20 protein-coding genes are annotated in these 24,370 nt (G+C 74.2%); 8 read left to right on the top strand and 12 right to left on the bottom strand.

From position 1 onward, the window contains the following. Positions 1 to 67: 67 nt before the first annotated feature. Both ACIBQ8_RS40945 and ACIBQ8_RS40940 read left to right on the top strand, forming a co-directional pair. Entirely contained in the window at positions 68 to 2,515 is a 2,448-nt protein-coding gene (locus ACIBQ8_RS40945) for a S8 family peptidase (protein ID WP_397194728.1), read from the top strand. A 34-nt stretch (positions 2,516 to 2,549) separates the two neighbouring features. Further along, positions 2,550 to 3,674 carry a helix-turn-helix domain-containing protein gene (locus ACIBQ8_RS40940; RefSeq protein WP_397194727.1) on the top strand — a complete coding sequence of 375 codons (1,125 nt, stop codon included), beginning with the start codon at positions 2,550 to 2,552 and terminating at the stop codon, positions 3,672 to 3,674. A gap of 54 nt (positions 3,675 to 3,728) precedes the next feature. On the opposite strand, the gene ACIBQ8_RS40935 is transcribed toward ACIBQ8_RS40940, so the two are convergent. Next, a complete protein-coding gene (locus tag ACIBQ8_RS40935) occupies positions 3,729 to 4,697 on the bottom strand; it encodes an NAD-dependent epimerase/dehydratase family protein (protein WP_397194726.1) in 969 nt (322 codons plus the stop codon). A gap of 201 nt (positions 4,698 to 4,898) precedes the next feature. Between ACIBQ8_RS40935 and ACIBQ8_RS40930 the strand changes: the two genes are divergently transcribed. After that, positions 4,899 to 6,461, top strand: coding sequence for a serine/threonine-protein kinase (locus ACIBQ8_RS40930; RefSeq protein ID WP_397194725.1), 1,563 nt, complete (start codon positions 4,899 to 4,901; stop codon positions 6,459 to 6,461). A gap of 60 nt (positions 6,462 to 6,521) precedes the next feature. On the opposite strand, the gene ACIBQ8_RS40925 is transcribed toward ACIBQ8_RS40930, so the two are convergent. After that, complete coding sequence (locus ACIBQ8_RS40925) at positions 6,522 to 7,100, bottom strand: hypothetical protein (RefSeq protein WP_397177319.1); 579 nt, start codon at positions 7,098 to 7,100, stop codon at positions 6,522 to 6,524. A gap of 236 nt (positions 7,101 to 7,336) precedes the next feature. Between ACIBQ8_RS40925 and ACIBQ8_RS40920 the strand changes: the two genes are divergently transcribed. Next, entirely contained in the window at positions 7,337 to 8,917 is a 1,581-nt protein-coding gene (locus ACIBQ8_RS40920) for a glycoside hydrolase family 27 protein (protein WP_397194724.1), read from the top strand. Between the two features lie 38 nt (positions 8,918 to 8,955). Here ACIBQ8_RS40920 and ACIBQ8_RS40915 read toward each other — a convergent pair whose 3' ends face one another. Beyond that, the gene (locus tag ACIBQ8_RS40915; RefSeq protein ID WP_397194723.1) at positions 8,956 to 9,918 is read right to left on the bottom strand and encodes an NADP-dependent oxidoreductase; all 963 of its coding nucleotides are present in this window, start codon (positions 9,916 to 9,918) and stop codon (positions 8,956 to 8,958) included. 100 nt (positions 9,919 to 10,018) lie between these two features. Between ACIBQ8_RS40915 and ACIBQ8_RS40910 the strand changes: the two genes are divergently transcribed. Continuing rightward, the gene (locus ACIBQ8_RS40910; protein WP_397194722.1) at positions 10,019 to 10,630 is read left to right on the top strand and encodes a TetR/AcrR family transcriptional regulator; all 612 of its coding nucleotides are present in this window, start codon (positions 10,019 to 10,021) and stop codon (positions 10,628 to 10,630) included. Here ACIBQ8_RS40910 and ACIBQ8_RS40905 read toward each other — a convergent pair. The 4 genes from ACIBQ8_RS40905 to ACIBQ8_RS40890 all read right to left on the bottom strand — a co-directional run bounded on the left by ACIBQ8_RS40905 (position 10,593) and on the right by ACIBQ8_RS40890 (position 13,902). Next, the gene (locus ACIBQ8_RS40905; protein ID WP_397194721.1) at positions 10,593 to 11,117 is read right to left on the bottom strand and encodes a dioxygenase; all 525 of its coding nucleotides are present in this window, start codon (positions 11,115 to 11,117) and stop codon (positions 10,593 to 10,595) included. The two genes, ACIBQ8_RS40910 and ACIBQ8_RS40905, sit on opposite strands and share 38 nt — an antisense overlap. A 65-nt stretch (positions 11,118 to 11,182) precedes the next feature. Continuing rightward, positions 11,183 to 12,196, bottom strand: coding sequence for an NAD(P)/FAD-dependent oxidoreductase (locus ACIBQ8_RS40900; protein WP_397177327.1), 1,014 nt, complete (start codon positions 12,194 to 12,196; stop codon positions 11,183 to 11,185). 86 nt (positions 12,197 to 12,282) lie between these two features. Then, entirely contained in the window at positions 12,283 to 12,804 is a 522-nt protein-coding gene (locus ACIBQ8_RS40895; protein WP_397177329.1) for an isoprenylcysteine carboxyl methyltransferase family protein, read from the bottom strand. A 33-nt stretch (positions 12,805 to 12,837) separates the two neighbouring features. Then, a complete protein-coding gene (locus ACIBQ8_RS40890; protein ID WP_397177331.1) occupies positions 12,838 to 13,902 on the bottom strand; it encodes a type III polyketide synthase in 1,065 nt (354 codons plus the stop codon). Between the two features lie 126 nt (positions 13,903 to 14,028). Here ACIBQ8_RS40890 and ACIBQ8_RS40885 point away from each other — a divergent pair, with 126 nt between their 5' ends. Continuing rightward, a complete protein-coding gene (locus tag ACIBQ8_RS40885) occupies positions 14,029 to 14,901 on the top strand; it encodes a UbiA family prenyltransferase (RefSeq protein WP_397194720.1) in 873 nt (290 codons plus the stop codon). Between the two features lie 33 nt (positions 14,902 to 14,934). Here ACIBQ8_RS40885 and ACIBQ8_RS40880 read toward each other — a convergent pair whose 3' ends face one another. The 3 genes from ACIBQ8_RS40880 to ACIBQ8_RS40870 form a co-directional block, all read right to left on the bottom strand. After that, the gene (locus ACIBQ8_RS40880; RefSeq protein WP_397194719.1) at positions 14,935 to 16,122 is read right to left on the bottom strand and encodes an NAD(P)/FAD-dependent oxidoreductase; all 1,188 of its coding nucleotides are present in this window, start codon (positions 16,120 to 16,122) and stop codon (positions 14,935 to 14,937) included. A gap of 50 nt (positions 16,123 to 16,172) precedes the next feature. Next, complete coding sequence (locus tag ACIBQ8_RS40875) at positions 16,173 to 17,933, bottom strand: glycoside hydrolase family 15 protein (RefSeq protein WP_397194718.1); 1,761 nt, start codon at positions 17,931 to 17,933, stop codon at positions 16,173 to 16,175. A gap of 76 nt (positions 17,934 to 18,009) precedes the next feature. Next, entirely contained in the window at positions 18,010 to 18,612 is a 603-nt protein-coding gene (locus ACIBQ8_RS40870) for a YitT family protein (RefSeq protein ID WP_397177338.1), read from the bottom strand. Positions 18,613 to 18,675: 63 nt separating this feature from the next. Here ACIBQ8_RS40870 and ACIBQ8_RS40865 point away from each other — a divergent pair, with 63 nt between their 5' ends. Continuing rightward, on the top strand, positions 18,676 to 20,106 hold the full coding sequence (locus ACIBQ8_RS40865; RefSeq protein WP_397177340.1) for a PLP-dependent aminotransferase family protein: 1,431 nt from the start codon (positions 18,676 to 18,678) through the stop codon (positions 20,104 to 20,106). A 71-nt stretch (positions 20,107 to 20,177) separates the two neighbouring features. Here the strand turns inward: ACIBQ8_RS40865 and ACIBQ8_RS40860 are convergent, their stop codons facing one another. Further along, entirely contained in the window at positions 20,178 to 20,792 is a 615-nt protein-coding gene (locus ACIBQ8_RS40860; protein ID WP_397177342.1) for a trimeric intracellular cation channel family protein, read from the bottom strand. Between the two features lie 11 nt (positions 20,793 to 20,803). Then, entirely contained in the window at positions 20,804 to 22,294 is a 1,491-nt protein-coding gene (locus tag ACIBQ8_RS40855) for a peptide MFS transporter (protein ID WP_397177344.1), read from the bottom strand. Between the two features lie 148 nt (positions 22,295 to 22,442). Between ACIBQ8_RS40855 and ACIBQ8_RS40850 the strand changes: the two genes are divergently transcribed. After that, on the top strand, positions 22,443 to 24,296 hold the full coding sequence (locus ACIBQ8_RS40850) for an AMP-dependent synthetase/ligase (protein WP_397194717.1): 1,854 nt from the start codon (positions 22,443 to 22,445) through the stop codon (positions 24,294 to 24,296). Positions 24,297 to 24,370: the final 74 nt, after the last annotated feature.

Here is a 24,370-nt window from a genome sequence, read left to right as displayed (position 1 = left end):
AAACGGGTGGCAACAGGGGCCGCGTACATTGCGCGGGCGTCTTCGTCCCGCGCCGAAGGAGAGCCTCATGAGGCGATCAGCCACCGTCACGGCGGCCATCCACCGCGTGCTCGTCCTGACGGCGATCCTGCTCTCCTCGGTCGCCGTCGCGACCGGCGCATCGGCCGCCTCGGCGGGACAGTGGGCGGCGCGACAGTGGGCGGCGGGGGAGCGGGCGGACGCGGGGCCGTGGGTGGAGCCCGGACTGGCCCGCAAGCTGGACTCCGGAGGCAGGCTCCGGGTCAACGTCGTGACCAGGGACCGCGACGAGCTGGCCGCCGTCTCCGGCTCCGGCGCCGGCCAGGTGCTCCAGACGCTGTCCCGCCTGCCCGTGGTCACCCTGCGGACCGACCAGGCGGGCCTCCAGCGGCTCGCCGCCAGGCCGGGCGTGCTCAGCGTGTCCGAGGACCGGCCGGTGCCGCCGGCCCTCGGGCAGAGCGTCCCGCTGATCGGCGGCGACCGCACGAGGGCGGCCGGACTGACCGGCGCGGGCACCGCCGTGGCCGTGCTGGACACCGGCGTCGCCACCGGCCACCCCTTCCTCGGCGGCCGCGTCGTGGCCGAGGCGTGCTTCTCGCCCGCCGACCCCGACTACTCCGCCACCAGCCTGTGCCCGGACGGCGCCCCCAAGCAGGACGGCCCCGGCTCGGCCGACGCCGAGAGCGGCGGCTGCTCCGACGAGCTGCTGGACTGCTCCCACGGGACGCACGTGGCCGGGATCATCGCCGGCGACGGCGAAGGGATCGACGGCGACGGCGGGAGCGGGGTCGCGCCGGGCGCCGGCCTGGTGGCCATCCAGATCTTCAGCCGCTTCGACTCCGACGACTTCTGCGGCTCCGGCGGCGCGCCCTGTCTGCTCAGCTTCTCCAGCGCCCAGCTGGCCGCGCTGGAGAAGGTCCAGACGCTGAAGGCGACCCTGCCCATCGTGGCGGTGAACCTGAGCCTGGGCAGCGGCATGCACACCGCGTCCTGCGACACCGACCCGCGCAAGGCCGCCATCGACGCCCTGCTGGCGGCCGGAGTCGCCACCGTCGTCGCGGCCGGCAACGACGGCTACACCAACGCGGTGGCCGCCCCCGCCTGCGTCTCGTCGGCCGTCGCCGTGGGCAGCACCACCGACGCCGACGTCCTGTCCTCCTTCAGCGACCGCGGCCCGCTCCTGGACCTCCTGGCCCCCGGCAGCGACATCGTCTCCTCCGTGCCCGGCGACCGGTGGGCGTCGATGAGCGGCACGTCCATGGCCGCGCCGCACGTCGCCGGGGCGTTCGCGGTGCTGAGCCAGGCGTTCCCCGGGCTCGGGCCCGCGGCACTGGAGGCCAAGCTCAAGGAGACCGGGCGCGCGATCGTCTACGCCGGGGCCACCACGCCCCGCGTCCAGCTCGACGCCGCCGCCCTGGACGCGACGCCCCGGCCGGGGCCCGACCAGTACTTCCACTCGCGGGGCAGGGTTCTGGACAACGTCCGGATCAGCGCCAACTCCGCCATGACCGTGCAGGTGGCGGGCGTGGCCGGGCTGCCCGCGCAGGGCGTGCGGGCCGTCGCGCTCAACGTCAGCGCCAAGGGCGACTTCTTCAACACCGGGACGATCACCGTGCACGCCTCCGACGAGCAGGAACCGGACGGCAAGGTGCTCGCCTACGACGCCTCCCGCTACGCCGCCACCATGATCATCGCCAGGGTCGGCGCCGACGGGAAGATCAAGGTGGTCAACCGCGGGACGGGCCCCGTCAAGGTGACGCTCGACGCGCACGGCCACACCCTCGACAAGGCGGGAGCCGCCGTGGGCGGCGCCTACTTCCCCGTCACGCCCGCCCGGGTGGCCGACCACACCGTCATCCCCGCGCTGGGCAACTATGAGCTGTCCGTCGCCGGGATGAACGGCCTGCCCGCCACCGGGGTCGCCCAGGTCGCCCTCACCGTGGTGCTGAAGAGCCCGTCGAGCGGCACCGTACGCGTGTACGCCGCCGGGGACCCCTACCCCGTAGACGCCAACGTCGACTACCCGGCGAACCTCGCCACGCAGTTCCACACGATCGTCAAACCGGGCCAGGACGGCAAGATCAACGTGCACAACCTCGGCTACGACGACGTCGAGATCTCCGTGGACGTCACCGGCTACTTCTCCGCCGAGCGGCGCGGCGCGCTGGTCAAGGCCGTCCGCCCCACATCGGCGGGACGGGCCCTGGCGATCCCGGCGGGCGGCACCAGGACCGTGCGCTTCACCGGCCTGCCCGCCTCCGGCGTCGCCGCGGTCGCGCTGACCGTGGCCGCGCGGGGAGCGGCCGCCGGGACCGTCTCGGTGCTGCCGCAGAGCGGGCCCTCGACCGCCCGCGTCGTCTCCTACCCGCCGGGCAAGGACGCCGTCGGGTCCATCATCGCCGCCGTACGCGCCGACGGGTCGGTGGTGCTCAAGAACGAGGGCACCGGCCAGGTGAGCGTCGACGTCGACCTGTACGCCTACTTCGCCAACGCCTGACTCACGGGCGAACACCGGAAAAGGAGGCGGGCGAATGAGCCCCGCAGTGGTGAACGGCATCCACGCCCGCATGCTCGCGGCCGAACTCAGCCTGCTCAAGGCCGCCTCCGGCCTCGGGCTGGTGCAACTGGCCGGGCACACGCACTGCAGCAAGTCCTCGCTCCAGCGCTACCTCAGCGGCAAGCTGCTGCCGCCCCGCCAGGCCGTCGAGGCCATCAGCAGGGCGTGCCGCGGCGACACCGCGCGCCTGGTGGCGTTGTGGGAGCTGGCCGTGGCCGGTCCGCCCGAGCGGCCGCGTCCGGCGCAGCTCCCGCACGACGTGCCGGGCTTCACCGGCCGTTCCGCCGAGCTGGCCCGCCTGGCGGGCCTGCTGCCGGGCTCCGGCAACGCCATCGCGATCGCGGTGATCGACGGCGTCGCCGGCGTCGGCAAGAGCGCGCTCGCCGTGCACTTCGCGCACCGGGTGGCCGGCCGGTTCCCGGACGGCCAGCTCCACCTGGACCTGCGCGGCTCCGACGCCGGAGGTGGGCCGCTGCCGCCCGCCGAGGCGCTGGCCCAGCTCGTCCGGGCCCTCGCGCCGGACCTGCGGCGCCTGCCCGGCGACGCGGGGGAGCGGGCGGCCCTGTTCCGCAGCCTGATCGGCGGCCGGCGCATGCTCGTCCTGCTGGACGACGCCGCCTCCACGGACCAGGTCCGCGCGCTGCTGCCGGGCAACCCCGGCTGCCTGGTGCTGGTGACCAGCCGCCACCGGCTGGGCGGGCTGGTCGCCCGTGACGGCGCCCACCATCTCGCCCTGGGCACCCTGACCGCCGACGAGTCCGCCGACCTGCTGGCCGCCGCCGCCGGTGCGGACCGCATCGCCGCCGAGCCGGGGGCCGTCGCCGGCGTGACGCGGTTGTGCGGATATCTCCCGCTGGCCCTGCGCATCGTGGCCGAGCACCTGGTGGTGAACCCGTCGCTCACCGTGACCGACCTCGCCGGTGACCTCGCCGGTGGCCTCTACGGCGAGCTCCCCGCCGAACACCGCCCGTACGGCGGTGGCCCGGACCGGCCCGCCGCCGTACGGGCGGTGTTCCCCAGGTCCTACCGCGGCCTGCCGCCGCAGGCCGCGCGGGCGTTCCGGCTGCTGGGCAGGCAGGGGTGCCTGGACCGGCGCTGAGCAGCCGCCGGGTGCCACATGCGCCGCGGGGCCGGGCACGGCGGATCGGCCCGGTCAGCGGTCGTGGCCCGCGCGCAGCCAGGAGACGTAGTCGGCGATCCCCGAATCGGTGTCGTAGGCGGGCTCGAAGCCGGTGTCCTCGCGCAGCCGGGTGACGTCGAGGCACAGGTCGCGGCCGGGGCCGGCGGGGTCGCGGCCCTCGCGCAGCTCGACGTCCGCGCCGGGCACGGCCCGCCGGATCGCCGCGGCGACCTCGCCGTTGGCGGTCATCCGGCCGGTGGCGACGTTGTACGTGCGGTGACGCAGCCGCTCGGCCGTCTGCAGCAGGGCGATGGCCCGTCCGCAGTCCTTGGCGTAGCACAGGTCGCCGCCGTCCTCGGCGTACGCGCCCCACGCGGGACTCGTCAGGTCCGGCGCGGCGCCTCGCACGGCGGCGTGCACGAGCTGCGGCAGCAGGAAGAACGGCGAACGCGCGTGGCCGAGCGGCCCCCAGATCGCGCCGATGCGGAGGTTGACCACCTCCAGCCCGGCGGTCTCGGCCAGATGGCCGGCCACCAGCTCGCCGATCTTCTTGAACGTCGGGATCGGGTGGCCGGCCGACATCGTCAGCGGCAGGTCCTCGGCCAGCGGGCCCGGGGACTCGACGCCGCCGTAGACGCCGATGGTGCTGGCCAGGCCGAGCCGGGACACCTGCCATTCGGTGGCGGCGTGGAAGACGTTGAGCAGGCTCGCGACGGACTTCTCCACCCCCTCGACCGGCTCGTGCGCGCCGACCGGCCAGGGCATCGAGCCCGCCAGGTGCACGATTCCAGTGATCTTGTGCCGGTCGCCCAGGGCGAGCAGCGCCGCCCGGTCGGTGAGGTCGGCCCGCTCGACGACGAGCCGCCCCTCGGCCTCCCCGGCCAGCGACGCCGGCACCTCGGGGGCCCGGCGCTGGACGAGCACGACGGACTCGCCGAGGTCGAGCAGCGCCCGCGCGGTGTGCGTGCCGATGAAACCGAGCCCGCCCGTGATGAGGATCATGACCCCAACTCCTTAATCGTCAGTGCCACCGATCGTCAGTAGCACTGATGATTACCGTAGTATGCGAACCCGGCGGCTGTCCAACGGGCGCAGGACGGGTCCCGCGTCGAACGGCGAGGTGAACCTGAGGGCGGCGGATCCTGATTCATCCCGCTAAAGTTCATGATTCGGTACCGCTGCTGTCCCAGGAGTCACCGCCTCATGCCGAACGCCGAGCCCTTACGTCCTGGAGATCCCACGTCCTTGGGGGCCCACCGGATCACCGGATGGCTGGCCTCCGGCGGGCAGGGGGTCGTCTACCTCGGCCAGCGGCCGGACGGGCGGCCCGTGGCCGTCAAGGTCCTACACGGGATCGTGGCCGGTGAACGGTTCGCCGCCCTGACGGAGGCGGCCCGGCGGGTGGACTCGCCGGGCGTCGCGCGGGTGCTCGACGCGGCCTGGGGGCGGCTGTCGTACATCGTGAGCGAGTACGTGGAGGGGCCGTCGCTGGCCGAGGTGGGCCGGCTCGGCGGCGGCAACCTGCGGCACCTGGCGGTCGGCACGGCCACGGGGCTGGCCGCGGTGCACCGGGCGGGGCTCACGCACGGCGACCTCAAGCCGTCCAGCGTGCTGCTCGGCCGGGACGGCGCGCGCCTGGTCGGCTTCGGCACCGCGGGAACCGGCCCCGGTTCCGGCCGCGCCGGCGCGGGCACCGGGCCCGGCCACGGCTCCGACGGCGGCGCGGTGGCGTACATGGCGCCGGAGCAACTGGACGGCCGCACAGCGGGCGCGACGGCTGGGGCGGCGGCTGGGGCGGCGGCGGGCGCAACGGCGGGGGCGGCGGCGGACGTCTTCGCCTGGGCGTCGGTGATGGTGTTCGCGGCCACGGGCCGGCCGCCGTTCGGCGACGACGCCCCGGCCGCGGTCGCCGGACGCATCCTGCGCGGCGAGCCCCAGCTCGGCGACCTGCCGGACCCGCTGCGCGACATCGTCCGCGCCTGCCTGGCCAAGGATCCGCAGGACCGCCCGCCCATGACGGCCGTCCTGCCGCTCGTCCTGGGCGAGCCCCGCCCCGCCGGCCCGGAGCCTGCCGAGGACCGTGAGGACCACGAGGACCACGAGGACGCCCCGGCGGGGACGGCCGATGATCCGGCCGCCGCGCCGGCGGCCCGGTCCAGGCGGGCGGCGGGACGGCGGTCGCCGGTGCTGGCGCTGGCGGCCGGGGCGGTGGCCGTGTCGGTGGCGGCCGGCGTCGTGGTGTGGAACTCCGGCAAGCGCCAGGCGGACGCCGAGGTGCGGTCCGCCCGCGAACCCGTGCGCACGTCCGCCTCGGCGGGGCCGTCCAGGCACGGCACGGCCGCGTCGCGGCCCACCAGGACGCCGCAGCACCGCGCGACCCGTCCCACCCCCTCCGCCACGGGCCCGTCGGAACGCTCCACGACGCCGCCCGCCACCACCCGCAGGGCCTCCTTCGCGCTGGCGTACGTGCGCGTCCAGGGCCCCTCGACGGTCAACTCGGCCGGGGTCGCCTGCTACACCGGCGCGGTGAACTTCGCCGCCGGGGTGAACGCCACCCGCCCCGGCGCCGTCTACTCCTACCAGTGGCTCTACGACGGCAGGGTGATCGAGCGCGGCTCGTCCCGCTTCCCCGCGGACAGCCGCAGCGGCTACGTGAGCTCCAGGAGGCTCATCACGCCCGCGGCCGGCAGGCACACCGTCACCTACCGGATCCTGACCCCCTCGCCCAGGACGAAGTCGGTCAGGTTCACCAAGTGCGCGCCGTAGGCGGGCACGAGAAGGGCGGGCCCGCATGGTGCGGACCCGCCCTGATGGCAGCCATCGGCATCACAGCCCGTAGCTGACCACCCAGTATCCGTTGTACCGTCCGCCGTAGCAGGACAGCCTGGTCGGGCTGTGCCAGCTGCGCATCACGACGCCACCGCCGATGCGGCAGCGCAGCGAGGTCACGTACCGGTAGTTGTAACCCCAGTCGCGGTCGCCGTCCCGGTAGCGCTCGTCGTCGTCGCGCTCCTCGTCCCGGTAGCGGTCGTCGTCCCGGTAGCGGTCGTCGTCGTCGTAGCGGTCGTCGTCCTTGCAGCGGTCTTCGTCCTCGTACCGGTCGTCTTCCCTGTACCAGGCGTGGTCCCTGCCGTGGTCCCGGTCGTGGTCGTCGTCCTTGCAGCGGTCGTCGTCCTTATCCCCGTCCCAGGTACGGTCGCCGTCCCAGTGGCGGTCGCCGTGGTGACGGTGGTGGTCGTGCCACCACGGGTTGTCGGCGCCGAGGTACGGACCCCTGATGTCGTAGCCCGGAGCCGTGTACGAGAACGGCTCAGGACGCGGGTCGGCGGCAGCCGGACCGGCGGTGACGAGCGGAAGGGCGCCGGCGGTGGCGCAAGAGACAAGTGTTGCGATGAGTCGTCGCATCACACCGATCCAATCACTGTCGATGATCTAACCGCTACAGATAGTAACCGCAGGTCAGCGACTTGAAACGCGGCCCGGAGGGCTCCGTGTCACCCCGTCGGCAGCCCTTTGCGCGTCGAACGGCAGGCAACAGAATCCCTCAAGACCCCTTGACTCCACACGCAAATCGCCGGACGATCCTGTTTGATTTAGTCGGATCATGTTGGGTCCTCACCCCTCGGTGTTGAAGGAGTCCCATGCGTGCGATCCTTCGGTCAACCCTCGCCCTGGCCCTCGCCGCGACCTGCCTGACCGCCCTCTCACCCCCCGCCGCCGCCCTGGACAACGGCCTGGCCAGAACCCCCCAGATGGGGTGGAACGACTGGAACAGCTTCGGCTGCTCGGTCAGCGACACCCTCGTCAGGCAGACGGCCGACGCCATGGTCTCCTCCGGCATGGCCGCGGCCGGCTACAGCTACGTCAACATCGACGACTGCTGGTCCACCAGGAGCCGCAACGCGGCCGGCGACCTCGTCCCCGACCCCCAGAAGTTCCCCGGGGGCATCAAGGCCGTCGCCGACTACGTGCACGCCAAGGGGCTCAAGCTCGGCATCTACTCCTCGGCCGGCACCACGACCTGCGCCGGCTATCCGGCCAGCCTCGGCAACGAGCGCAGGGACGCGGCCCTGTGGGCGTCCTGGGGCGTGGACTACCTCAAGTACGACAACTGCGGCGACCACCTCGGGCAGAGCGCGCAGCAGCGCTACACCGCCATGCGCGACGCGCTGGCCGCCACCGGCCGGCCCATCCTCTACAGCCTGTGCAACTGGGGCCAGGACGACGTCTGGACCTGGGGCATGCCGGTCGGCAACTCCTGGCGCACCACGGGCGACATCCAGGCGAACTGGGGCTCGGTGATGGGCATCCTGGACAGCCAGGCGGGGCTCGCGGCGTACTCGGGGCCGGGCGGCTGGAACGACCCCGACATGCTGGAGGTCGGCAACGCCGGGCTCACCGCCACCGAGTCGCGGGCCCACTTCAGCCTCTGGGCGCTGCTCAACGCGCCGCTCGTGGCGGGCAACGACCTGCGCTCGATGAGCGCCGAGACCCGGACGATCCTCACCAACGCCGAGGTCATCGCCGTCGACCAGGACTGGGGCGGCCGGCAGGGGCACAAGATCGCCGACAGCGGCGACCTGGAGGTCTGGCGCAAGCCGATGGCCGCGACCGGCACGGGCACGGGCTCGGTCGCCGTCGTCCTGCTCAACCGGGGCGGCGCCGCGGCCACCGTCTCCACCACCGCCTCCGCGCTCGGCCTCGGCGCCGCGGCCGGCTACTCCGTACGCGACCTGTGGGCCCACACGACCGGCTCCTCGGCGGGCACGATCAGCGCCTCCGTCCCGGCCCACGGAGCCGCCATGTACGTCGTCACCGGCGGCGGCACGCCCCCCGCGGCCACCGCCCTCAAGGGCGCCGGCTCCGGCAGGTGCCTGGACGTGCCCGGCGCGTCCCAGACCAGCGGCACCCAGGTCCAGATCTGGGACTGCAACGGCGGCGCCAACCAGCAGTGGACCCCCACCACCGCGGGCGAGCTGCGCGTCTACGGCGGCAAGTGCCTCGACGTCTACGACCGCGGCACCGCCGACGGCACCCGCGTGATCATCTGGGACTGCAACGGCCAGACCAACCAGCAGTGGCGGCTCGGCGCCGACGGCACGGTCACGGCCGTCGGCGCGAACAAGTGCCTCGACGTGCCGGGCAACGCCACCGCCAACGGGACCGGGCTGGTCATCTGGACCTGCAACGGCGGCGCCAACCAGCGCTGGACCCGGACCTGACCCGCTCAGGCCGCGTTCGGGCCCCGCTCAGGCCGCGTTCAGGCCACGCGTAGGACGATCTTGCCCTGGATGTGGCCCCGTTCGGCGCGTTCGTGCGCCTTCGGGGCCTCCTCCAGCGGGAAGACGCTGTCGACGCCGACGCGCAGCCGCCCGGCGTCGATCAGCTCGGCCAGCGCGGCCATCTGGGCCCCGTCGGAGTGCACCTGGCCGCCGCGGCGCACGATGCCGCGCCGGGCCAGCTCCTCGTCGTGGTACTCGCCGAAGAAGACCGGGCTGAGCGTGCCGCCGTCCTTGAGCGCGGGCAGCAGCGTGTGGCCGCCGGGGCCGCCCACGGTGTCGATCAGGCAGTCCACGTCGCGCACCGCGTCCTGCGGCCGGACCCGGGTGTAGTCGACGAACTCGGCCACGCCCAGGTCCTTCAGGAACGCCTCGTGCCGGCCGGAGGCGACGCCGATGACGTGCGCGCCGAGGTCTGCGGCGAGCTGGACGGCGAAGTGGCCGACGCCGCCGGCCGCGCCGTTGACCAGGACCCGGCTGCCGGGCCGCAGCCCGATGACGTCGTGGACGAACTGGTAGGCGGTCAGCCCGGCCATCGGCACCGCGGCGGCGGTGACGTGGTCCACCGAGGCGGGCTTGCGGGCCAGGTGGCCGGCCGGGGCGGTGGTGTACTCGGCGTACCCCCTGCCGCCCTCGTCGCCGATGCGCGGGAAGCGGACGAGGCCGTACACCTCGTCGCCCTCCCGCCACTCGGTGACGCCGGGGCCGAGGGCCGTGACGACGCCCGACACGTCCGAGCCGGGGGTGAAGGGCAGCGCGACCTGCGGCCGCTTCGACGGCGGGATGTCGGCGAACCCCCGCCGGGCGTACCAGTCGGGCGGGTTGAGCGCGGCGGCGCGCACCTGCACCAGGACCTCGCCCGGCCCCGGCGCCGGCCGGGGCACCTCCTCCAGGCGCAGGACCTCGGGGCCGCCGACCTCGTGCACGCGGATGGCCTTCATCATCGATTCTCCTCGGGGAGACGGGCGCCGCTATGATGCGGAGCAGTGTTCCGGATCATAACCGGAGCACTGCTCCGATTGTCAATCGCCCGGAAGGTATCGGATGACCTCCACACCCCGGAACCAGCGCGCGGACGCCCAGCGCAACCGGGAGCGCATCCTGGCCGTGGCCGCCGCCGTCATCGAGGAGCAGGGCACGGAGGCGTCCCTGCGCGACGTCGCGCGCCGCGCCGAGGTCGGGCTGGGCACCCTCTACCGGCACTTCCCGACCAGGGAGGCGCTGCTGGAGGCGCTGCTGCGGCAGCGCTTCGACTCGCTCGCCGAGCGCGCCAGGACGCTGGCCGCCGCCGCCGCGCCGCACGAGGCGCTGCTGGAATGGCTGCGCTCGTTCGTCGCGGGCGCGGGCGCCTACCGGGGGCTGGCCGCCTCGATGATGGCCACGATCAACGACGAGGGCTCGCCGCTGCACGCCTCCTGCCACGCCATGCGCCAGGCGGGCGGACGGCTGCTGGAACGCGCCCAGGCCACCGGCGAGGTGCGCGCCGACGTGACCGGGCTCGACCTGTTCGCGCTGGCCAGCGCGCTGAGCTGGATCGCCGACCAGGCCCCCTCGCTGGCCGCCCGCGGCGACCACCTCTTCGGCCTGGTCATGGACGGCCTGCGCCCCCCGGAGCGGCTCACCGGCCCGGCGCCCACCCCAGCGGCACCAGCCTGAGGTCGAACTCGACCTCCTCGTACGGCCCCTCCATCCCCCAGCCGCGGGCGCCCGGCACCGGCCGCCGCACCAGCTCCTCCTTGACCGCGAACGCGGCGTCGGAGCCCAGGTAGGGGTCGCCGGCCAGGAGGTCGCGTTCGGGCCCCTCGCTGATCCACGCGCCGGGCTCGCGCCCGGGAGCGGGGGAGTGGAAGGGGCCCTCGACCGAGGACGGCGTCATGTTCTCCGGGCCGGCGTGGTTGACCTCCTCCACGGCGGAGGTGAGGCCGAGCATGTCCGACAGCAGCACGAACTCGTCGCGGTCCGGCGTGCACCACCTGCCGGTCTCGGCGAGGAAGGCCAGCCCGGCCCGCCACTCGGCCTCGGTGGGGCGCACCTCGTCCACGAACGCGTGCAGGTGGGCGATCAGCGCGCGGACGAGTTCGCCGACCCGCGGGTCGGGGGCGTCCACCTGGTCGAGCACCTGCCGCACGAGCTTGTCTGTCATGGCGACCGTCCTTGGGGGGACCGTGGGGGTTCATCGTCGGCGTCCGGCCGGGGCCCGGGGAAGGCTCAGGCCAGCACGCGGACCACGCCGGCGAACAGGCGGGGCAGCCGGCGCGCCGCCGGGACCACCAGGCGGGCCGTGCCGGGACGGCGGGCGGCCTGCACCAGCGCCGCCGTCAGCAGCCGGTGGGTGCGCGACAGGCGCAGCCACGCGCCGTCGTAGTCCTGCGGACGGTCCGCCGCCAGGCAGCCGACCAGCAGCTCCGCCGAGCGCACGGCCAGCGAGACGCCCTCGCCGGTGAGCGCGTCCACGTAACCGGCGGCGTCGCCGACCAGCAGCACGCGTCCGGCGCGGCGGGAGCGCACCGCCTGGCGCAGCGGGCCCGCGCCGCGCACCGGGGTGACGGCCGGGCCGCTCAGGCGGCGGGCCAGCCCGGGGAAGCCGCGCAGGTGCTCATCGAAGCCGCGCCGCGCCGAGCTGAGCACCGCGACGCCCACCAGGTCCTCGCCGACCGGCGTCACGTACGCCTCGCCCGCCCCCGACCAGTGGACCTCGACGAAGTCGCTCCACGGCTCGATCCGGTAGTGCCTGCGCAGGCCGTACCGGCGGGGGCCGCGTACCGGCAGGTCGAGGCCGAGCGAGCGGCGCAGCGGCGAGTGCAGGCCGTCGGCGGCCACCAGCCAGCGGGCCCGCAGCCCGATCGCGCTCACGCCGTCGCGGTCCTGGTCGGCGCGGGTGATCCGGCCGGTGACCGTCTTGACGCCCAGCTCGGCGGCCCGCTGCCAGAGCGCGGCGTGCAGGCTCGTGCGCCGGACGCCGAGCCCCGGCCCGGCGGCGAACGCGGCCCGCGCCTCCCGCCGCCCGTCGAGGTAGTGGATGCCGCGGAACCCCCGCCCCTCGACCGGCGCGCCCATCGCCGCCAGCGCGGCCACCCCGCCCGGCATGACGCCCTCGCCGCACGCCTTGTCCACCGGCGCGGCCCGCGGCTCGACGACGACCGCCTCCATCCCGGCCAGCGCCGCGTGGATCGCCGTGGCCAGCCCCGCCGGCCCGCCCCCCGCCACCAGCACGTCGATCACCGGCCCGCCTCCCGGCCACTCGTCGCGAGCACGTCGATCACCGGCCCGCCTCCCGGCCACTCGTCGCGAGCACGTCGATCACCGGGTCATCCCCTGGTCGCGAGGGCGAGCGCGGCGTTCTCGCAGCGGATGCGCACCACCATCAGCGCGGCGTTGAGCAGCGTGAACGCCAGCGCCGTCAGCCACGCCGTGTGCACCAGCGGCAGCGCCAGCCCCTCGGCCGCCACCGCCACGTAGTTGGGGTGCCGCAACCACCCCAGCCGGTACGGCCCCCGCCGCACCAGCGGCAGCCCCGGCACCACGATCACCTGGGTGTTCCAGCGCGGCCCGAGCGCGGCGATGCACCACCACCGCAGCGCCTGGGCCGCCACGACCACCGCGAGCATCGGCCAGCCGAGCGCGGGCACGAACGGCCGCCCGGCCAGGGCCACCTCCAGCGGCGCGCACACCAGCAGCCCGGTGTGCAGGGCCACCATCCACGGATAGTGCCCCCGCCCGGTCACCACGCCGCCGCGCGCCATGCTCCACGCGGCGTTCCGCCTGGCGACGACCAGCTCGGCCAGACGTTCCAGGCCGACGAGCACGATGAGCACCAGATACCAGGTCACAGGCCAACCACCAGCCGATCGCAGGGACGGGGACTACCAGCGCAGCAGCACGAGCTCGGAGCAGAAACCGGGGCCCATCGCGATGAGCAGCCCCCAGCTCCCCGGCGCGGGCGGCTCCCCGGCCAGGGTGTCGCCGAGCACGTGCAGGACCGAGGACGACGACAGGTTGCCGTTGGCCGCCAGCGAGCGCCACGTCACGTCGAGCGCGCCCACGGGCAGCTCCAGCACCTCCGAGACCGCCTCCAGCACCTTCGGCCCGCCCGGATGGCACACCCACGCCGTCACCTCCCCGGCCGTGATCCCGTGCTCGGCCAGGAAGCCGTGCACGTCGTCGGCCAGGTAGCGGCGCACCACGGCGGGGACGCTGGCGTCCAGCATGACCCGGAACCCGGTGTCGCCCACCTGCCAGCCCATGACGTGCTCGGAGCCGGGATACAGGTGGCTGCGGGTGGCGACGACCGTGGGCCCGGCGGCGGGCCCGGCCGGGCCCCGCCCGCCGCCGCTGGCCACCACGGCCGCCGCGCCGTCGCCGAACAGCGCGCTGGCGACCAGGTTCGCGGGCGAGGAGTCGCCGCGCTGCAGGGTCAGCGAGCACAGCTCCACCGACAGCAGCACGGCCACGTGGTCCGGCCAGCCGCGCAGGTAGTCGTGCAGCCTGGCGATGCCCGCCGCGCCCGCCACGCAGCCCAGGCCGAAGACGGGCACCCGCTTGACGTCGGGACGCAGCCCGAGCGCGGCGGCCAGCCGGGCGTCCACGGACGGCGCGGCGATGCCCGTCACCGACGTGAACATGATCAGGTCGACGTCGGTCGGTTCCAGCCCGGCGGCGTCCAGGGCGGCCTTCACGCTCTCCAGCCCCAGCTCGACCGCGACGGAGACGAAGGCGTCGTTGGCCGCGCCGAAGCCGTTCAGCTTCTCGTAGCGGTCGATGGGGAGGGCCAGGTTGCGGTGCTCCACGCGGGCGCTGCGGTGCAGGCGGTCGAGGAGGCGGCGGTCGGCGCCGTCGGGCAGGCACAGGCGGGCGGCCATGTCGGTGAGCTCGGACTGCGGGTAGCGGTGGGGAGGGAACGCACAACGGACTGCGGCGATTCGGGTCATGCAGTGCTCCCTCGACAGGTCGCCCACAACACTCACTCCCCGCACGCTTCCCGCAAGGATGGTCATCTAAGCCATATGCGGCGCGTGGGAATTCTCCTTCCGGATCTGCCGGTCTACGATCACCGTGTGACCGACCCGGATCCCGCGGCCGCCGCCGTCGCGCGCGGCGGGCCGGTCCGCACGGCCGTCGCGCTGGCGCTGGCCTGCCATCCGGGCCCCACCGTGGCCGTGACCGCGCTGGTCACCGCGCTGGCCGTGGCGGCGGGCCGGGACCCGGCCGGCTGCGTCCTGGTGGCCGCCGCGGTGCTGGCCGGGCAGTTGTCGATCGGCTGGTGCAACGACGCGCTCGACGCCGGGCGCGACGCCGCGGCCGGGCGCACCGGCAAGCCGGCCGCCGACGGCACGGTGAGCGTGACCGCCGTGCGGGTGGCCGCGCTGGCGGCGCTGGCCCTGTGCGTGCCGCTCTCGCTGGCCTCGGGCCGTACGGCGGGGCTGGCGCACCTGGCGGGCGTGCTGGGGGCCTGGGGGTACGACTTCGGCCTGAAGGCCACCGTCCTGTCGTGGGCGCCGTACGCCGTCGGGTTCGGGGTGCTGCCGGCGTTCGTGACGCTGGGCCTGCCCGGGGAGCCGTGGCCGGCGTGGTGGGCGGTCGCGGCGGCGGCGCTGCTGGGCGTGGGCGCGCACCTGGCCAACGTGCTGCCCGACATCGAGGGCGACCTGGCGACCGGCGTGCGCGGGTGGCCGCAGCGGCTGGGGGCGGCGCGCGTACGGGTGCTGGCGCCGGTGCCGCTGCTGGCCGCCACCTGCCTGCTCGTCCTCGGGCCCCCGGGCGCGCCCGGGGTGGCGGGGTGGGCGGCCATGGCGGCCGCGGCGCTGCTCGCGGCCGGGGGAGCGCTGCTGGCCGGCCGGTCCGCGCGGGCGCCCTTCGTCACCGCCGTCGCCGTGGCGGCCGTGGACGTGCTCCTCCTGCTCGCCAACGGCGCGGTCCTCACGGCCTGAGCCGCGGCCCTGCCCTGACGGCCCGTCCCTGGGTCAGCCGCGGCGGGGGAGGCGTGCCGTGCCGCGCAGCCAGCGCAGGCCGACCGCCAGGGCCAGCGGCGCGGGCACCGTCCCGGCGCCGAGCCCGACCTCCACCAGCAGGTCGAACACCTCCTTGCGGCGCGCGGCGGTCGCGATGGCCGCGTCGATGAACCCCGGCGACTGCGCCAGCCGGGCCAGCACGTCGGTCGTGCGCAGGTGCCGCCCCAGCGCGCCGCGCAGCTTGGCCCGGTACCGGGCCAGCGGGTCGCCCGCCGCCGCACCTCCCGCCGAGGCCCCCTCGGCCGCTTCGACCACCGCCTCGGCCGCCAGCCGCCCCGACAGCAGCGCGTAGTAGATGCCTTCGCCGGTCAGCGGGTTGATCAGCCCCGCCGCGTCCCCGGCCAGCAGCACCCGCCCGCGGCCCGGCGCGGGCCGCCCGGTCGACAGCGGCAGGTGATGGGCGCGCAGGTCGCGCGCGGGCCGGTCGGGCAGCAGCTCGGCCAGCCGGCCGTGCAGCACCTGGCGGCCCGGCGCACCCGCCGCCCGCAGCCGGGGCAGCAGCATGCCGAACCCGACGTTCGCGGTGCCGTCGCCGATCGGGAACGACCACGCGTAGGCCGGCCAGCCCGCCCGCTGCATCGCGATGAGCTGCACGTCGTCGGCCTCGGGCACGTCGGCGTAGCCGCGCACGGCCAGGGCGGTGTGCCGCTCGCCCGCCGCGGGCAGCCCGATCAGCCGCCGCACCGCCGAGTAGGCACCGTCGGCCGCCACCACCGCGCGGGCCCGCAGCCGCCCGTCCAGGACGACCCAGGACCCGTCCTGGGCCAGCTCCCTGACGCGGTGGCGGCGCACCTCGACGCCCCTGGCCCCGGCCGCCGCCACCAGCCGCGCGTCGAACACCCGGCGCGGCACGACGTGGTTGGGCCGGGCCGCCTCGGCCGAGACGCGCAGCCCGCCCGGCGAGACCACGGTCAGCCGGGGCGTGGGCCGGTAGTCGTCGATGAGGCCGGGCAGGCCCAGCCGGTCCAGCTCGTCGCGGCCGTGCGCGGCGATGCCGTCGCCGCACGGCTTGTCGCGGGGGAAGCCGGCCCGGTCGAGCAGCACCACGCGCAGGTCCGGCCGGAGCTGGACGGCCCGCAGCGCCGCCGCCGAGCCGGCCGGTCCCGCGCCCACGACCGCCAGGTCCCATTCCTCACCCATGCGAGGTCTTGTCCCACTCGGCGCGGGAGCGGAAACCCGTTCCCGCCGGGTCAGGCCCGCGACAGCGCGCGGGCGGCGTGGATCAGGGGCACGTGGCTGAACGCCTGCGGGAAGTTGCCCACCAGGCGCCCGTAGCGCGGGTCGTACTCCTCGGCCAGCAGCCCGACGTCGTTGCGCAGCTCCAGCAGGCGTTCGAACAGCTCCCGCGCCTCCTCCTTGCGGCCCTGCATCGCCATCACCTCCACGAGCCAGAAGCTGCACGCCAGGAACGCGCCCTCACCGCCGGGCAGGCCGTCGACGTCGTTGTCGGCGGCCAGCGGATAACGCAGGACGAACCCGTCGGACATGAGCTCCTTCTCGATCGCCGCCACCGTGCCGGTCACGCGGGGGTCGTCGGGCGGCAGGAAGCCCACGACCGGGATCATCAGCAGCGCCGCGTCCAGCTCCGACGACCCGTACGACTGGGTGAAGGTGTTGCGGTGGGGGTCGAAGCCCTTGTCGCAGATCTCGGCGTGGATCGTGTCGCGCAGCTCGCGCCACTTGTCGACCGGGCCGGTGCGGCCGAAGCTCTCGACGTACTTGACGGCCCGGTCGAGGGCGACCCAGCACATCACCTTGGAGTGCACGAAGTGCCGGCGCGGGCCGCGCACCTCCCACAGGCCCTCGTCGGGCTCGTCCCAGTGCTCCTCCACGTAGTCCAGGAGCTGGCGCTGGATCGACCAGGCGCGTTCGTCGGCGGCCAGGCCGCGGGCGCGGGAGACGTACAGGCAGTTCATCACCTCGCCGTAGACGTCGAGCTGGAGCTGCTGGACCGCCTCGTTGCCGATGCGGACCGGGCGGGAGCCCTCGTAGCCGTCCAGCCAGTCGAGGCGCAGCTCGGGCAGGCGGCGCTCGCCGGCGACGCCGTACATGATCTGCAGGTCCTGGGGACGCCCGGCGATGGTGCGCAGCAGCCAGGACCGCCAGTCGGCGGCCTCGTCGAGGTAGCCTGAGCTGATCAGCGCGTCGAGCGTCATCGTGGCGTCGCGCAGCCAGCAGAACCGGTAGTCCCAGTTGCGCACGCCGCCGATGTCCTCGGGCAGGGACGTGGTGGGCGCGGCCACGATGCCGCCGGTCGGCGCGTACGTCAGCCCCTTCAGCGTGATCAGCGACCGGGTCACCGCCTCCCGGTAGGGGCCCTCGTAGGCGCACTTGCCGACCCACTCGGTCCACATGGTCTCGGTCTCGGCGAGCTGCTCCTCGGCGTCGATGCGCGGCGGCATCGGCTCGTGGGAGGGGTGCCAGGTGAACACGAACGGCAGCCGGTCGCCCGCCTCGACGGTGAACGTGGCCCGGTGGGCGTAGTCGCCGCCCTTGAGCGGGACGGGGGAGTGCAGCCACACCGAGTCGGGGCCGCCGACGGCCTGGAGGTGGCCGTTCGTCCGGCGCACCCACGGCACGATGCGCCCGTAGTCGAAGCGCACGCGCAGCTGGGTGGAGACCTCGACGCTGCCCGAGACCCCCTCGACGATGCGCACGACGTCGGGGTTCCGGTCGCGCGGGGGCATGAAGTCGATCACCCGGACGGTGCCGGTCGGGGTGTCCCACTCGCTCTCCAGGATGAGCGTGTCGGGCCGGTAGCGGCGCCGGGTGGCCGGCCGGCGGGCCGTCGGCCCCAGCCACCAGTGGCCGTTGCGCTCGCTGCCCAGCAGGGCCGCGAAGCACGAGGGGGAGTCGAACCTGGGCAGGCAGAGCCAGTCGATGGAACCGTCCCTCGCCACCAGTGCGGCCGACTGCATGTCTCCGATCAGCGCGTAGTCCTCAATCCGCATGCGCAAGACGCTACTCGCGCGCGGGCGATCCCGCGCCGGGCCGGGCCTGTCGCGTCAGGACGGACCCGGCGCGGGATCACGACAAGGGGAACCAGCGGGTGAACAGCTGGGTCAGCGGGCCGATGGCGAGGGCGAAGACCAGCGTCCCGACGCCGACGCTGCCGCCGAGCAGCCAGCCCACGGCCAGCACGGTGAGCTCGATGAGGAAGCGGGCCAGCCGTACGGACAGGCCGAGCCGCATCAGGCCGGTCATGACGCCGTCGCGCGGCCCCGGGCCCATGCCCGCCCCGATGTAGAGCACGGTGGCCAGCGCGATCGCGACCACGCCGAGCGCCACGTACAGCGACTGGACGACCAGGTGGGACGGCGTGGGCAGCAGGAGGATCGCCGCGTCGGCGAACAGGCCGAGGAACACCACGTTGCTGATCGTGCCGAGGCCGGGCCGCTGGCGCAGCGGGATCCACAGCAGCATCACCAGGGCGCCGACGCCGATGATGACGGTGCCGATGGACACGTCCAGCCGCAGGGCCAGGCCCTGGTGGAAGACGTCCCAGGGGTCGTTGCCGAGGCCCGACTCCACCTGCAGCCCGATGCCGGCGCCGTACAGGGCCAGGCCGCCGTACAGGCGCAGGAGGCGGGAGGGGAGGGAACTCAGGCGGGGGACGGTTGCTTCGCTCATGATGGCCCCATGGTGGCAGGCCACCTGGTTGCCAAAACAGGGCCAATCATGGAAAGTGGCCTTATGAGGCATTTGTCGGCTGCGCAGGTGGCCCGGCTGGTCGACGTCGATCCGGCCGCCCGGCCGTACTACCGCGCCCTGGCCGACGGCGTGCGCGCGCTCATCATGGACGGCCAGATCCCCGTACGCGTGCGCATGCCCGCAGAACGCCACCTGGCCGAGACCCTGGGCGTCAGCCGCACCACCGTCACCTCCGCCTACGACCTGCTGCGCGAGCGCGGCTACCTGGACAGCAGGCAGGGCTCGGGAAGCTGGACCACCCTGCCGGACCCGGCCACCACCCGCGAGAACCCCTGGCTGTCCACCGGCGACGACGGCCTGATCCAGCTCCACTGCGCCGCCCCGCCCGCGCCCTCCGCGCTGCGCGAGGCCATGGCCGAGGCCCTGGACGACCTGCCCAGGTACGGCATGGGCAACGGCTACGACCCCATGGGTTTGCCGGTCCTGCGCGAGCGCGTCGCCGCCCGCTACACCGAGCGCGGCCTGGCCACCCGGCCGGACCAGATCGTCGTCACCACCGGCTCCCAGCACGCCATCCAGCTCGTCGCCGGGCTGCTGGTCGGCCCCGGCGACCCCGTCATGGTCGAGTCGCCGACCTACCCGCACGCCATCGACGTGGCCCGCCAGCACGGCGCCCGGATCGTGCCCTTCGGCATCTCGCACGAGGGCTGGCAGCCCGACCTGATGGCCGCCACGATGCGGCAGTCGGCCGCCCGCCTGGCCTACCTCATGCCCGACTTCCACAACCCCACCGGCGCCCTCATGGACGACGCCACCCGCGCCGCCGTCGCCGGCGCGGCCCGCCGCAACGACGTCATCCTGCTGGTCGACGAGACCTGGAGCGAGCTGGCCCTGGACGACGTGCCGCGCACCGCGCCCATGGCCGCCTTCGACACCGACAGCCGCGTGATCAGCATCGGGTCGGCGTCCAAGCTGTGGTGGGGCGGCCTGCGCATCGGCTGGATCCGCACCACGGCCGCCCTGGCCCGCCGGCTGGCCCGGCACCGCGCGGTCGTCGACATCTCCAGCCCGGTCATGGAGCAGCTGGTCACCGCCCGCCTGTTCGAGCGGATGGCGCAGACCCGCGCCGAACGCCTGCGCGGCCTGCGCGCCTCCCGGGACGCGCTGACCGCCGCGCTGGCCCGCCACCTGCCGCAGTGGACGTACACGCCGCCGCGCGGCGGCGGCACGCTGTGGGTGCGGCTCAACGGCGACACCTCCACCACGCTCGCCGACGCCGCCGCCTCCCACGGCGTGCGCCTGGCTCCCGGGCCCTGGTTCGGCCTGGAGGGCACCCTGGAGGGCTACCTGCGGCTGCCGTTCACCCTGCCGCCCGAGACCGTGGCCGACGCCGTCGCCCGCATCGCCCGCGCCCGGATCCAGGGCCCCACCGGCGCCCGCCGCCACCCCGACTCGCTGGTGCCGATGGTGTGAGGGGCTCGCTCGTGCGTGGTGCGGGGGCTACTCATGCGTGGTGCGGGGGCTACTCGCGCGTGGTGCGGGGGCTAGGAGTGTTCCTCGGCGCCCTTGGCCAGGGGCGCGCGCCAGTTGCGGCGCATCGCGGTGATGCGCAGGCCGAAGGCCAGCAGCGCGGCGGCGAGCGTGGCCGGCCAGCCGTGCATCCCGGCCGTGGACAGGCCCGCCATCACGGCCGAGCCCAGCAGCGCGGGCACCGCGTAGAGCTGGCGGTCGTACAGCAGCGTGGGGATCTCGCCGGCCAGCACGTCGCGGATCACGCCGCCGCCGACGGCCGTCGTGACGCCGAGGATGGTGGCGTGCAGCGGGCTGAGGCCGTACTCCAGGGCCTTCTCGGTGCCGACGGCCGCGAACAGGCCGAGACCGGCCGCGTCGAGCACGAGGATGACCGGCATCACGCGCGCCACGTGCGGATGCCAGAAGAAGACGATCACCGTGGCGGCCACCGGCACCAGCACGTACCCCAGGCTCTGGAAGGCGGCCGGCCGCACGTTGAGAATGAGATCGCGGACCAGCCCGCCGCCGAGCGCGGTCATCTCGGCCAGGACGCCCATCCCGACCACGTCGAGCCGCTTGCGCACACCCATGAGCGCACCGGTCAGTGCGAAGACAAAAATACCGACAAGGTCGAGAATTTCAGACACGTTGGATGTTTTTACCGGATCGGCGGCATGGCCGCCGCATGGTAGTGCTCGGCCATGAGCACCCGCAGTTTCCGCGTGAACAGGAACATCGCCAGCCCGGCCGCGATCGCCATGATCGCCAGTACCAGGTAGTACATCGGGTCGGACAGGTAGCGGGTGAGCCGCCCGGTCTGGCCGCCGACCGCGTCGCCCACCGACACCGCGATGAACCAGATCCCCAGCATCTGCCCCTTGAACGCCTCCGGCGCCAGCTTCGTCGTCACCGACAGCCCGACCGGGCTCAGCGACAGCTCGCCGAACACCTGGATCAGGTAGACCAGCACCAGCCACCACACCGACACCCGCCCGCCGGTCGCCAGCCCGGCGGCGATGGCCATCACCACGAAGCTCAGCCCCACCATGACCAGCGCGAACCCGAACTTCTGCGGCGTGCTCACCCGCACCCCGAGCTTCACCCACAACGCCGCGAACACCGGCACGAAGATCATGATGAACAGCGGGTTGAACGACTGCGTCGTCGCCGCCTGGATCGGCACCCCGAACAGCTCCAGCCGGGTGTGGTCGGCGGCGAAGAACAGCAGCTTGCTCGGCGCCAGGTCGTAGATCATCCAGAAGATCGCCGCCGCCACGAACAGCCAGATGTAGGCCTTCATCCGGCTGCGCTCCTCGTCGGTGAGGCTGTGGCTGCCCAGCAGGATGTAGGCGAAGTAGACCACCGGCACGATCAGGATGACGATCGTGATCGCCAGCGCCAGGCGGTCGATGGTGAGCGTGCCCGTGGCCGCCCACGCGCCGAGCGCGACGGCGGTCACCGCCACGCCCGCCCCGGCCGCCCGCCCGAACCGGCGGCGCTCGGGCGGCGTCAGCCGGACGCCGGGCCGCTCCCCGACGCCCCGCAGGTTCCGGCCGCCCCACACGTACTGCAGCAGGCCGAGGGCCATGCCGACGGCGGCGGCGCTGAAGCCCAGGTGCCAGCGGTCGCCGTCGGCCAGCCAGCCGACGACCAGGGGAGCGAAGAAGGCGCCCAGGTTGATGCCCAGGTAGAACAGGGAGAAGCCGGCGTCGCGGCGGCCGTCCTCGTCCTCGCCGTACAGGCGGCCGACCATCACCGAGATGTTCGGCTTGAGCAGGCCCGTGCCGCTGATGATGAGCAGCAGCCCCAGCCAGACGAAGAACGACGTCGTCACCGGGATCGCCATGCTGATGTGGCCCAGCATGATGACGAACCCGCCCCAGAACACCGACCTGCGCGCCCCCAGCACGCGGTCGGCGATCCAGCCGCCGGGCAGCGCCACCAGGTAGATCAGCGCCCCGTAGACGCCGACCACCGCCTGCGCCGTCTCCTGCGACATGCCGAGGCCCTTGTGGGCGGGCGAGGCCGCCATGAACGTGGCCAGGATCGCCCGCAGGCCGTACCAGCTGAAGCGCTCCCACATCTCCGTGGAGAACAGGGTCGCCAGCCCCCACGGATGCCCGAAGAAGGTCCTTCCGCCCTTGCTCATGCCCGCCCTCCCGAGACACGTACGGCACCTGGACGATCACTCTACGTGACCTCGCCGACTGTTTCCCGTCTGGGTCTTGCCGCTGTCCAGAGGGTGTGGTGCGATGCATGCCACCTGTGCAAGTGATTACTGACTGGAGGCGGGTGCCATGGCCGAAGTCCTCGACGTACGGGCCGAGATCGAGCGGGAGATCGCCGGTCGTACGGTCTGCGAACAGCTCAGGCAGGTGGCCGCCCGGCACCCCGACGCACCCGCGTACTCCGACCCCGACGGCTCGGGCAACCCCGGCGGCTGGACCACGTTGACCTACGGCCAGGCGCGGCGGCGCATCCTGGAGATCGCGGCCGCCTTCGCCGCCCTCGGCCTGCGCCGCGGCGAATCAGTCGCCATCATGATGGTCAACCGCAGCGAGCACGTGCTGGCCGACCTCGGCGCCGTGCACGCCGGCGGCGTGGGCTGCACGGTCTACTCCACCTTCGCGCCCGACCAGATCGCGTTCGTGGCCGGCGACGTGGGCGCCCGCTTCGCCGTGCTGGGCGGCCCCGCCGAGCTGGCCCGCTGGCAGCCGGTGCTCGACCGGCTCGACGGCCTGCGCCGGATCATCATGCTCGACGGCGCCCCCGACGACGAGCGGTTCCTGTCCTGGGCCGACTTCCTCGACCTCGGCCGCGCCCGCCTTGCCGAGGACGAGGCCGCCGTCGAGGCCCGCGCCCGCGAGGTGGCCGCCGGCGACGTCGTCACCGTGCTCTACACCTCGGGCACCACCGGCATGCCCAAGGGCGTGCCGCTCACCCACACCAACGTCTTCTACGAGGCCGCCGCCACCGACCGCATCACCTCGCTGCCGACGCACGGCACCCAGATCTCCTACCTCACCTACGCCCACATCGCCGAGCGCATCCTCAGCCTCTACCTCCCGCTGGTCAAGATGTCGCACGTGCACTTCTGCACCGACCTGGCCAACCTCGGCGCCACGCTCGGCCAGGTCAGGCCGATGATGTTCTTCGGCGTGCCGCGCGTGTGGGAGAAGATGATGGCCCGGCTGCTGGCCGTGCTCGCCACCCAGCCGCCCGAGCAGCAGGCCGCCGTACGCGAGGCCATGGCCGCCGGCGCCGCCTACGTCGAGGCCGGCCAGTACGGCGGCACCATCACCCCCGAGATCCAGGCCGCCTACGACAAGGCCGACGCGGCCCTGCTGTCGGTCGTCCGCGGCATGATCGGCTTCGACCGCGCCGAGTGGACCGCGACCGGCGCCGCCCCCCTGCCCGCCGAGGTCCAGCACTTCTACGCCGGCCTCGGCCTCAAGGTCATCGACGTCTACGGCATGACCGAGACCACCGGCGCCTTCACCGGCAACAGCCCCTCCTGCTACCGCCTGGGCACCGTCGGCAGGGCCGAGCCCGGCGTCGAGGTCCGCATCGCCGAGGACGGCGAGATCCTCACCCACAGCCCTCTCAACACCGGCGGCTACCTCAACCGCGCCGAGGCCACCGCCGAGCTGCTCGACGCCGACGGCTGGCTGCACACCGGCGACATCGGCACGGTCGACGAGGACGGCTTCTACCGCGTCGTCGACCGCAAGAAGGAGCTCATCATCACCGCCGGGGGCGAGAACGTCTCGCCCGCCGAGATCGAGAACCACCTCAAGGAGCACCTGCTCATCGGCCAGGCCCTCGCCTACGGCGACAACCGCCCGCACCCGGTGGCCGTCCTGACCCTCGACGGCGAGACCGCGCCGGGCTGGGCGCAGGCCCGCGGCATCGGCTTCACCTCCCTGGCCGAGCTGGCCGAGCACCCCGACGTCCTCAAGGAGGTCGCGGCCGCCGTCGAGGCCGCCAACGCCAGGCTGGCCAGGGTGCAGCAGGTCAAGCGGTGGGCGCTGCTCGGCACCGAGTGGACCGCCGAGACCGAGGAGCTCACCCCCAGCCTGAAGCTGAAGCGACGCGTCATCCACGCCAAGTACGCCGACGTCATCGAGTCCCTCTACGGCGACGCGCGCTGAACCCGCGCACCCGTCGGCACCCGTCGGCCCCCGGTCGGCTTTGCCATAAGGGGTGCGTGTCGCGGTCCTGGTCA

Source organism: Nonomuraea sp. NPDC049646, from assembly GCF_044465525.1.
Taxonomy (GTDB): domain Bacteria; phylum Actinomycetota; class Actinomycetes; order Streptosporangiales; family Streptosporangiaceae; genus Nonomuraea.
The sequence above is the reverse complement of the archived record's forward strand: the minus strand, read 5'-3'. Positions and strand labels throughout refer to the sequence as shown.

Excerpts from the sequence above, each read along its gene's own strand:
- ACIBQ8_RS40945 (WP_397194728.1), top strand. The coding sequence starts at position 68 with ATGAGGCGATCAGCCACCGTCACGGCGGCCATCCACCGCGTGCTCGTC.
- ACIBQ8_RS40940 (WP_397194727.1), top strand. The coding sequence starts at position 2,550 with ATGAGCCCCGCAGTGGTGAACGGCATCCACGCCCGCATGCTCGCGGCC.
- ACIBQ8_RS40935 (WP_397194726.1), bottom strand. The coding sequence starts at position 4,697 with ATGATCCTCATCACGGGCGGGCTCGGTTTCATCGGCACGCACACCGCG.
- ACIBQ8_RS40930 (WP_397194725.1), top strand. The coding sequence starts at position 4,899 with ATGCCGAACGCCGAGCCCTTACGTCCTGGAGATCCCACGTCCTTGGGG.
- ACIBQ8_RS40925 (WP_397177319.1), bottom strand. The coding sequence starts at position 7,100 with ATGCGACGACTCATCGCAACACTTGTCTCTTGCGCCACCGCCGGCGCC.
- ACIBQ8_RS40920 (WP_397194724.1), top strand. The coding sequence starts at position 7,337 with ATGCGTGCGATCCTTCGGTCAACCCTCGCCCTGGCCCTCGCCGCGACC.
- ACIBQ8_RS40915 (WP_397194723.1), bottom strand. The coding sequence starts at position 9,918 with ATGATGAAGGCCATCCGCGTGCACGAGGTCGGCGGCCCCGAGGTCCTG.
- ACIBQ8_RS40910 (WP_397194722.1), top strand. The coding sequence starts at position 10,019 with ATGACCTCCACACCCCGGAACCAGCGCGCGGACGCCCAGCGCAACCGG.
- ACIBQ8_RS40905 (WP_397194721.1), bottom strand. The coding sequence starts at position 11,117 with ATGACAGACAAGCTCGTGCGGCAGGTGCTCGACCAGGTGGACGCCCCC.
- ACIBQ8_RS40890 (WP_397177331.1), bottom strand. The coding sequence starts at position 13,902 with ATGACCCGAATCGCCGCAGTCCGTTGTGCGTTCCCTCCCCACCGCTAC.
- ACIBQ8_RS40880 (WP_397194719.1), bottom strand. The coding sequence starts at position 16,122 with ATGGGTGAGGAATGGGACCTGGCGGTCGTGGGCGCGGGACCGGCCGGC.
- ACIBQ8_RS40875 (WP_397194718.1), bottom strand. The coding sequence starts at position 17,933 with ATGCGGATTGAGGACTACGCGCTGATCGGAGACATGCAGTCGGCCGCA.
- ACIBQ8_RS40870 (WP_397177338.1), bottom strand. The coding sequence starts at position 18,612 with ATGAGCGAAGCAACCGTCCCCCGCCTGAGTTCCCTCCCCTCCCGCCTC.
- ACIBQ8_RS40865 (WP_397177340.1), top strand. The coding sequence starts at position 18,676 with ATGAGGCATTTGTCGGCTGCGCAGGTGGCCCGGCTGGTCGACGTCGAT.
- ACIBQ8_RS40855 (WP_397177344.1), bottom strand. The coding sequence starts at position 22,294 with ATGAGCAAGGGCGGAAGGACCTTCTTCGGGCATCCGTGGGGGCTGGCG.
- ACIBQ8_RS40850 (WP_397194717.1), top strand. The coding sequence starts at position 22,443 with ATGGCCGAAGTCCTCGACGTACGGGCCGAGATCGAGCGGGAGATCGCC.